Annotated in this window: 9 protein-coding genes; 4 read left to right on the plus strand and 5 right to left on the minus strand. The window is 48.1% G+C overall.

Annotated features, from left to right (window positions below):
* The first annotated feature begins 82 nt into the window (after positions 1 to 82).
* The 3 genes from ESB13_RS20630 (at position 83) to ESB13_RS20640 (ending at position 3,230) form a co-directional block, all read left to right on the plus strand.
* Complete coding sequence (locus ESB13_RS20630) at positions 83 to 1,507, plus strand: tetratricopeptide repeat protein (protein WP_129005596.1); 1,425 nt, start codon at positions 83 to 85, stop codon at positions 1,505 to 1,507.
* Between the two features lie 91 nt (positions 1,508 to 1,598).
* Positions 1,599 to 2,372 carry a phosphosulfolactate synthase gene (locus tag ESB13_RS20635; RefSeq protein ID WP_129005736.1) on the plus strand — a complete coding sequence of 258 codons (774 nt, stop codon included), beginning with the start codon at positions 1,599 to 1,601 and terminating at the stop codon, positions 2,370 to 2,372.
* Between the two features lie 126 nt (positions 2,373 to 2,498).
* Positions 2,499 to 3,230, plus strand: coding sequence for a shikimate dehydrogenase family protein (locus ESB13_RS20640; RefSeq protein WP_129005597.1), 732 nt, complete (start codon positions 2,499 to 2,501; stop codon positions 3,228 to 3,230).
* 161 nt (positions 3,231 to 3,391) lie between these two features.
* Here ESB13_RS20640 and ESB13_RS20645 read toward each other — a convergent pair whose 3' ends face one another.
* The 3 genes from ESB13_RS20645 to ESB13_RS20655 are packed head-to-tail and all read right to left on the minus strand — an operon-like array spanning position 3,392 to position 5,555.
* The gene (locus ESB13_RS20645; RefSeq protein ID WP_129005598.1) at positions 3,392 to 3,835 is read right to left on the minus strand and encodes a thioesterase family protein; all 444 of its coding nucleotides are present in this window, start codon (positions 3,833 to 3,835) and stop codon (positions 3,392 to 3,394) included.
* Positions 3,836 to 3,861: 26 nt separating this feature from the next.
* Positions 3,862 to 4,452 carry an RdgB/HAM1 family non-canonical purine NTP pyrophosphatase gene (rdgB, locus tag ESB13_RS20650; protein WP_129005599.1) on the minus strand — a complete coding sequence of 197 codons (591 nt, stop codon included), beginning with the start codon at positions 4,450 to 4,452 and terminating at the stop codon, positions 3,862 to 3,864.
* A complete protein-coding gene (locus ESB13_RS20655) occupies positions 4,449 to 5,555 on the minus strand; it encodes a mediator complex subunit 15 domain-containing protein (protein ID WP_129005600.1) in 1,107 nt (368 codons plus the stop codon). Before ESB13_RS20655 ends, rdgB begins: the two co-directional genes overlap by 4 nt.
* A gap of 64 nt (positions 5,556 to 5,619) precedes the next feature.
* Between ESB13_RS20655 and ESB13_RS20660 the strand changes: the two genes are divergently transcribed.
* Positions 5,620 to 6,684: a branched-chain amino acid aminotransferase gene (locus ESB13_RS20660; protein WP_129005601.1), complete on the plus strand. Its 1,065-nt coding sequence runs from the start codon at positions 5,620 to 5,622 to the stop codon at positions 6,682 to 6,684.
* Positions 6,685 to 6,708: 24 nt separating this feature from the next.
* Here the strand turns inward: ESB13_RS20660 and ESB13_RS20665 are convergent, their stop codons facing one another.
* Positions 6,709 to 6,906, minus strand: a complete 198-nt coding sequence (locus ESB13_RS20665) for a hypothetical protein (protein ID WP_129005602.1) — start codon at positions 6,904 to 6,906, stop codon at positions 6,709 to 6,711.
* Complete coding sequence (locus tag ESB13_RS20670) at positions 6,884 to 9,427, minus strand: NACHT domain-containing protein (protein WP_129005603.1); 2,544 nt, start codon at positions 9,425 to 9,427, stop codon at positions 6,884 to 6,886. The genes ESB13_RS20665 and ESB13_RS20670 overlap by 23 nt, the downstream gene beginning before the upstream one ends.
* Positions 9,428 to 9,448: the final 21 nt, after the last annotated feature.

Below are 9,448 nucleotides of genomic sequence, written 5' to 3' on the forward strand. Positions count from 1 at the left end.
TTAAAAAGGATGAAATATTAATTTCAGGCGACAAAATTGGAAATATGCACGATTTCCTTTACTTTTCAGAAACGTGAGTAATATGAGAGAAGAGAATCCATTTCGTGAAGACCGGGAAGAATTACAGGAACTGCTGAATCAGTACGAACGTTTAAAAAACGGAGGAAGCCACTCGTTCCTGGAAGAAGATGCCTTCGAACGCATCATCGACTATTTCGACGACAGAGAAGAATATGCACAGGCCCTCGAAGCAGCTGAAACAGGCCTCGAATACTTCCCCTACTCCTCACAGCTGCTCATCAAAAAAGCCGACCTCTTACTCGCAACACGCAAATACCACGAGGCCCTCGAAGTCCTCGAACAGGCCGAACTGTTCGACTCTAACGATATTAACCTCTATATCCTCAAAACCGACGCCTACCTCGCCCTCGACCAACAGGAAAAAGCAGTCGTCCTCCTCGAAGACGCCCTCCTCAGATTCGATGGCGAAGAACGCATCGACCTCCTCTTCGAACTCGCCGACGTGTACGACGACTACGAAGAATTCGACAAGGTCTTCGATTGCCTCAAACTTATCCTCGAAGAAGAACCGGCAAACGAAGAAGCACTCTACAAGATCTGCTTCTGGACCGATTTCACCGGCCGCAACGAAGAAAGTATCCGCCTCCACCAGAAAATAATTGAAGAACAACCCTATAACGAACTGGCCTGGTTCAACCTCGCCGCTTCCTATCAGGGCCTCAAACTGTACGAAAAATCGATCGACGCCTACCAGTTCGCCATCGCAATCGACGAAAAATTCGATTACGCCTACAGGAACATGGGCGACGCTTTCATCCGCCTCCGCAAATACAAAGAGGCCATAGAAGCCCTCGAAAAAGTGCTCGAGCTCTCCCGCCCCGAAGAAGTCATCTTCGAAGCCATCGGTCACTGCTACCACAGGCTTAGCAACTTCGCCCAGGCACGCTTCCACTACCGCAAAGCCTCCCACATGAACCCGGAGGATAGCAAACTGCAATATAAAATTGCTCTTACTTATATTAATGAGTCTCAATGGGATAGCGCCGTAAAACATCTCGATAATGCCATGCGTATCCAGAAAACGGTGCCCGAGTATAACCTCGCCATGGGACAATGTAAAATGGAACAGGAAAAATACAAGGAAGCCATCGTTTTCTTCAGTATCGTCGTCCGCTCCAAACCCCGCAGCGTTACAGGCTGGGAAGCCCTCATCCGCTGCCTCTATAAAGCCGGCTTCTACGACGAAGCAGTGACCCAGTGCCGCGCCGCACTCGCCGCCACCGAAAATAAACCGGTGTTCTATTTCCACTACAGCGCATCCCTCTTTGCAGGCGGAAAAATGAAAGAAGGCCTCCTCCAACTCGAAAAAGGAATGAGCCTCGCGCCTAAACTCGTGAAAAAACTGGTCGAAATGGCGCCCGCTATCTTACAGAAAAATCAGGTCGTCGATTTGATCGCCCGCTACAAAAAAGGACGAAAAATTTAACCGTTCACGGACAAATACGCCCCTCATACCTATCCAAAAAAATTCATATGCGCTGCGTTCCCTATTTTTGCAGCCTTCAAAGAATGTTATGATGAATTTTTCTTTATCTCAGATGCCGGATAGAAATCGTAAGCCCAGGACAGATGGAATAACAATGGTGATGGATAAGGGGCTTAGCATAAACGAAGTGCACAATTTTTTAAGCGTAGCGCTTCCGCATGTCGATATCGTTAAATTAGGTTTTGGTACCTCGTTCGTAACGCCCAACCTCAGGGAAAAAATTGAAGTATATCAGTCCTACGATATACCCGTCTACTTCGGCGGTACCCTCTTCGAGGCATTCCTCGTTCGTAACCAGTTCGAAGATTATATCCGCGTTTGCGAAGACTATAACATCAACTACATGGAAGTGAGCGATGGCTCCGTTACCATCCCCCACGCCGAAAAATGTGGTTATATCGAAAAACTGACCCAGTACGGTACCGTATTGAGCGAAGTTGGTAGCAAAGACGCCGCCCACATCATCCCCCCCTACAAATGGATCGAATTGATGCGCGCAGAACTCGAAGCCGGCGCCACTTATGTGATCGCCGAAGCAAGGGAATCCGGAAACGTAGGTATCTATCGCGGTAGCGGTGAAGTAAGGGAAGGCCTGGTGCAGGAGATCCTTACACAGATCCCCGGCGAAAAGATCCTCTGGGAAGCGCCTCAGAAAGCACAACAGCTTTACTTCCTCGAACTACTCGGCTGTAACGCCAACCTCGGTAATATCGCCCCCTCCGAAGTCATCGCCATGGAAGCCATGCGCGTAGGCCTCAGAGGCGATACCTTCGAACTCTATCTTAACAAAGAAACCCTCCGTTAATAGCACACCACCCCTGATATATAAACGCCGCCCGCGTCGCCAGGGTAAACTCGGTGAAACCTGGCGCGCTTGATGAAATGAAATCATTCCGACAACAAACGGCATCAGGGGAAAAAACAATACAGTATGAGAACTTTTGGAATCCTCGGCTACCCGCTGACTCACTCCTTCTCGCAACGCTATTTTGAAGAAAAATTCCAGCGCGAAGCAGTCACCGATGCCCAATTCAAATTGTTCTCCTGCCCGGATATAGCGTCCCTGCCGCAAATGCTGGCAGCAGAACCCGCACTCGAAGGTTTCTGTATCACTATACCACACAAAAAATCTATCCTGCCCTGGTTAACGGAAGCGGATGAAGTGGTGACCGCCATGGGCGCCTGCAACTGCGTACGCATCCGCAACGGCAAATTATACGGCTACAATACCGACGTGGCCGGTTTCGAAACCTCCTTTACAGCACAGCTGCAACCGCATCATACCAGGGCGCTTATCCTTGGTACAGGCGGGGCAGCTGCCGCTGTTCAATATATTCTGCAGAAAAAAGAAATACCCTATCACTTCGTCTCCCGCCAGCAAAGACCAGGACATTTCACCTATGACCACTTATCCCCCGAAGTGATCGCCACTCATCCGGTGATCATCAATTGCACCCCACTCGGCACTTACCCCGATGTGCAAACCTCACCCGATCTTCCCTATCACCTCCTTACCCCAAACCATTACCTGTACGATCTGGTATATAATCCACCCCTTACCCGCTTCCTCCAACTCGGACAACAACAAGGAGCCATCATCAAAAACGGCTACGACATGCTCGTCATCCAGGCCGAAGCCAACTGGCAGATCTGGAATAGCTGATCTAACGCCTCCCAATACAGTACACAATAAATTCCCTGCCCGGGTACATAACTCCACGGTGCGCACATAACCCGTGAAATGAAAATAGCTAAGCCCCGGCATTAACAAGCGCCGCCACCTGGCTATTCGATCTTATAATTTCTTTAAACGAAGGGATGAACCTAAGGAATAAAATGCTGCACTAGCTTCTGCTGGGCATACGCAGGTACCGCAACTTTTTTCTTCTCTTTATAATCAAAGCATAGCATCCCCGTTTTCACTTTGCCCGCCAGCCTGCTTCCATCAGGCGTAAGTAATTCAATCAGGTAGTAAATATCAAACCCAAGCTTGTCAAAACCTCCTGCCGCAACAGATATCCTTACACTATCGCCATAGGCCAGCTCATGTTTATACTCTATGGCAGCATCAGCCATGATAAGCCCGCATCCTTCAAACGACGTCTCCGAATAACCATAATGATGCAGGAACTGCATTCTGGCCTCATGTATCAAAGAAAGAAACGCATCATTCCCAACATGCCCGCCATAATTAAGATCCGTGATCCTGATCGTGATCTCTGTAGCAAAAGAATAACTCTCCGGTAAACTAACTTTAATCCTGTTCATACTTATTGTCCGTTTCTGGTTTTAAATTAGCCGTCTATCCCCCTCAAAAATGCCTCCAGCTTATCCATCGCCTTACGCCTGTGACTGAAACTGTTTTTCTCTTCAGTGGTCATCTCCGCAAATGTCCTGTCACTGCCTTCAGGAATGAACACAGGATCATACCCAAAGCCTTCTGTCCCCCTTTGCGTAGTGATGATCTGACCTTTACAGATCCCTTCAAAAAGATACTCATGATCATTCCAGATGAGCGAAATAACAGTTCGGAACTGCGCCGAGCGGTCACTGCTGCCTTCCAGCTTATATAAAAGCTTCGCGATATTCTGCTGAAAATTACGGCCATCACCCGCATAACGCGCGCTTTTAACACCCGGCTCCCCGTTAAGTGCAGTTACTTCCAGGCCGCTGTCGTCACTAAAACAATTTTTACCCGTCATCTGGTGTATAACGGCCGATTTCTCTCTGGCATTGGCTTCCAGTGTATCATGTGGCTCCGGTATGTCAGTGGTGATACCCGCTTCTTCAAGGGTTAATAGCTCCAGCTTGTCGCCAACAACCGCTTTTATCTCGGCCACCTTGTGAGCATTGTTGGTGGCGAATATTAAGGTAACTGTACTCATATGTTAAAGATGTTTTTCAGGCACAACCATAATTTGCTTTTCAGCAGTTTCGCCTCTTCCGATCCACCCAGCATCCGCTGCAGCGCAGGTGCACTCAAAAAAGTACAGCTGTCATGCTGGAATACCTGGAAAGGAGGGATCGCAAACGCCAGCTGCATCTCCTGCATACTAATGTCGAAAAGAAAACAGTAGTTGACCTGTAGTTGTTGCCTGATTTGAGAAAAGTTGAAATGATTCCGGCTCATATTCACCACTGCCACATCCCCCATATTCAGCCGGCACGCAGCAAGTATACCACTTAAAAGCTGAAGCGCATCCTCTGCAAGATGTACATTCTCACCATCCTTTACAAGAATAACGATGCCCTTCGCATTATTCCCAAGCATACTAACAGCAGCATTCCCCGCCGCTCCTCTTTGTCCGCTCTGCACATTCCCCGCCGCACTTCCTTGTCCTCCCTGCATATTCGCTGCCGCCCCTCCTTGTCCTCCCTGCACATTCCCCGCCGCTCTTCCTTGTCCTCCCTGCATATTCGCTGCCGCCCCTCCTTGTCCTCCCTGCACATTCCCCGCCGCTCCTCCTTGTCCTCCCTGCATATTCGCTGCCGCCCCTCCTTGTCCTCCCTGCACATTCCCCGCCGCTCTTCCTTGTCCTCCCTGCATATTCGCTGTCGCTCCTCCTTGTCCGCTCTGCACATTCCCCGCCGCTCCCCCGGCAACACCGTAGCCGTCAGCTGCCGGCATACCCTGTGCCGGATTACTTTGCACATCACCAGGCATAGGCACCGACAGTCGGCCGTCACCCTGCATCCCCGGCTGTTGCATCCCGCCTGTTCTAGGAGTTTCACCCTGCATCCCCGGCTGTTGCATCCCGCCTGTTCCCGGAGTTTCACCCTGCCTTGCCCCCTGCTGCATCTGGTCTGCTCCTCCTTGAACTGCCTGGTGCAGCCCCCCGGCAGCCGCAGCACGCATCTCCTGCCCGGGAACTGCAGCAACAGCACCCGGTTTTTCCGCCAAAGGCGCATCCTCATCTGAGGCGATAAGCGTATCTTTGTACAGCCCCGCCAACAGCGTATTGGGTATGGTAAAGTTGAAACCTGACATATATTTATATTGTTAACGGTTGTTAGCTTCCGTTTTTTTGTTTATTTGCAACAAATTTAGTGTTATGATAGATGCTTTTGAAATACAGGTTACCAAAGTCGGGGAATCTAAGTTAAAGAACCTCAGCCTGGAAAACTTGCCTTTCGGCCGTTTTTTCACAGACCACATGCTAGAGGCTGAATATGAGAACGGCGAATGGAAACTGGCTGAAATTAAACCCTACCAGCCATTGCTCCTCGATCCTTCTCTTGCTGCTTTGCATTATGGCCAGGCTATTTTCGAAGGCATTAAAGCTTATAAAACAGATGCGGGAGAACCCTTCATCTTCCGCCCTTACGATAACTACAGAAGGTTTAACCGCTCTGCAGCCCGTATGAATATGCCCGAAGTTCCCGAAGAGATCTTTATCGAAGGTATGCGCCAGCTCATCAATATCGATAGCAACTGGATCCCCGCAAAACCAGACCATTCTCTTTATATCCGCCCATTCATGTTCGCTACCGATACCATGCTCGGCGTTAAACCCTCCGAAACCTATAAATTCCTCATCATCTTAAGCCCCACAGGCCCTTACTACGCGCAACCCATGAAAATTGCCGTGGAAGAAAAATATACCAGGGCCGCTCCCGGTGGCGTCGGCTTCGCTAAAAATGCAGGTAACTACGGCGGTAGCCTCATCGCTGCAACAGAAGCAAAAAAACTCGGATACGACCAGGTGTTATGGACCGACCCCTTCGAACACAAATGGTTACAGGAAGTAGGTATGATGAACGTGTTCTTCGTGATCGATAACGTAGCCGTTACCCCCTCACTCGAAGAAGGTACCATCCTCGAAGGTGTTACACGCGATACCGTTATCACCCTCCTGAAAGAAATGGGCGTCAAAGTAGAAGAACGCAGGATCAGCGTCGACGAACTCGTAGAAGCACACAAAGCAGGAAAAGTATCCGAGATCTTCGGAACCGGTACCGCAGCTGTTATCTCTCCCATTAAAGAACTGAAATATCAGGACTATGTAATGGAGTTCGATACCGACAAAGTAACTACTGCTCCCGAAGTAAAACGCCGCCTCACCGCCATCCGCGAAGGTAAAGCAGAAGATACCTACAACTGGATCTTTAAGATCTAAATAACATAAAACAAAGATCCTGGTTCACAAGTGGCTGCTCAACCAGCCTCCCTTATGAACCAGGATCTTTTTGTGCCTATAGCTGCCACCCGCATCCATCTGCCGCCCATATCCATCCGCTACCCGCATCACCTGCCACCCATATCCATCCGCTACCCGCATCATCTGCCACCCATATCCACCTGCCACCCGCATCCATCTACCACCTGTTCCCCGCTCCATCCCTCCCTTCCTGCAGCAACTGCTTCATATCGCCTTCTGCCTCCGCAGCCATATCAGCCTGATCTGCCAGCGTATAAGCATGCTTCAGTATCCTGAACGATAATAAACTCAGCAAATGCAGCTGATGAGCCGCAGCAAGTGTATTGGCCGCTTTCGCCAGCGCTATACACTTATTCAGATCCTTCTTCTTCTCATAGTAACGCGCCGATAACAGGTAAAACAAGGTCTTATTCAGAATATCAGCCTCGGGAATCTGCTGCTCTTTTAATAACAGCTCCTCCGTGCCCTTGCGGGCATGAATGCTTTCCAATCCCTTATGCATCAGCTCCGCATATTTACCCGCATAGTCCGAAAGGGTTTTGATAAAACCATAGGCTTCCTTCTGCTCAGGCGTCAGCCCAACCTGTAAGGCTATTGCAAAGCGATGTAATTCTTTAAACGATTCCATATACAACAAACCGTATATCGCCAGTATCATATTCAGATGTATCACACAGTCACTGGAAGCCCTGTTCTCCAATACATCATCGGTAAAGCGCTTCAGTATCTCGGGCAATTGCTCACTGCATATATCATAACGCGCATAGTCGAGCAGAATAGCCATGATATCACGCGCAAATTGCATCTGCAGCCCATCGTCTGCCTTCGATATTTTACGATATTCTCTTAAGTAAGCTTCTGCATGATAGGTCTGCAAATGCAGCATGGCATTCAGGTAAAGTAATACCAGCGAACAGTATTTCCAGCGCGTTTCAGGAGCCAGCTCAAATAAAGTGGTCAGCAGCTTATTGTTCTTCGCCCCAATATGACGGTATAATAATCCTTGCTCAAAAAAATGCGCGATGAAGTCGCTGCCAAGTAATAATGTTTCTATGATCTTCTTCTGGTTGCTGTTATCCGAAAGGTTCACCAAAAAGTCGAAATAATGCAGCTTGCCCGCAGGCGATAAATGCCCCGAATGAAATATCTCCTGTATCGCCCTGGTATTGTTGGCATACAACGTACGCAACAGGTACCATTTGATGATATAACGGCTGATAGGCTGCAACGAAGTCGAGCTGCGTATATGATCAACGAGCGTAGTATTGATGATATTATCATTCTTTTTAAGCAGCAGCAGGCTGGCAAAATAATACTCGATGTATTTGTTGCTGAACCGTATATGTTTGGGATAGGGAGAACTGCCCCAGCTGGCTTTTTCCTCTACAAGCATATAGTCGTCTATAAGTTGATTATATGCAGTGGTAGTAAGTGTATCCTTAACAAAGAACCATTCGTTGTTGGCGTCTGGCGGCGCGCCTTCCACAACCGGTCCAAGTATTTTATCGAGGATCCTCGTTTTTACTGCCGAATGTGTATCAAACTGCGAATGATAGCTCACATCAGTATGAATGATACGATACATCAGCGCTTCTTCTGTTTGATTACTGGTAGCGTCCGGTGCTATGATCGAAAATAAGATCTCCAGGAAACGGGGATAGGAAAGCAGCTCCAGCAAATCACTTGAAAAACTGACCGGCATTGTATTGCCAAAACGCCCCAATGCTATTATCTTTTTTATTTCAGCAGGAGTAAAAGGCAGCGTATGATGTATGGTATTCTCGTTGGGATAAGAATTATCGATGAATACCCGGTTATGAAAGAATACAGGATTCAGATAAGTATGCGCGAGTTTAGCCCAGGAACTGGGCCGCATGGTAAGTATGATCTTGATCCAGTGATACTGGCTGTTGTAATTGATGAACTCTATAATGTTGTTGTAAACAAGCTTCAGCTTGTCGGCCGAAAATGTCTTTTCGTCAAAACCTTCAATGATGATCACCAGCCTGGCATCAGCTTCTCTCGAAGCAACCAGCGAAGCTATCTCATCATAAAGCAAATGCAGGTACTTGCCAAGCCATTCCGTTAAAGAATGTTTGTAAAGCGCAATCGTCTGAACCTGGTGAACATTGATGAAACAACAGATATCCTGAGGATAAACCGCTTCAGCGCCATGCCATAATTTTAACACGGTATGAGCCATGCCTACCGATTTGCCAAACCCCGTAGGGGCAATAATAGGCGCGATAGACTGGTTCGTCTGAAGAAACTTCCGGATAAACTGTGTCAGCTCTTCACGATGTATGGTCTCCGGAAAAGGTATCCCCGAACTGTTCTTGATGGTCTGAAGGGTATAACCGGAATATTTGGCACAGGTCTTCCGTAAGGCCTGCCACTTGTTTACATCATCTCCCCCCGCCTTGGAAAATTCTTTCGCATTTTCCTTGCTGAAATTTTCCCAGTTCGAATACCCGACATATTCAGAAAGTGTGTCTAATGTGTAGATCGAAAACTCAAAGCTCCGCCTCGCAAAGCCAAACAAACGTTTTAAGGTGGTCTCGCTTATCGTTTTCTTGGTACTGGCAAGCACGGCTTCAGAAAGTGATTTGCAATCGGCTGGCGTGATAGTTGCTTTTCCAAACTCAGTTAATACCTTGCCCATCAATAACTTAATGGAATCGTCTTCGAAAAATGTTCTCATGCAATTACAAAGGTTTTAAAT

It is taken from the genome of Filimonas effusa (genome assembly GCF_004118675.1).
Classification (GTDB): Bacteria; Bacteroidota; Bacteroidia; order Chitinophagales; family Chitinophagaceae; genus Filimonas; species Filimonas effusa.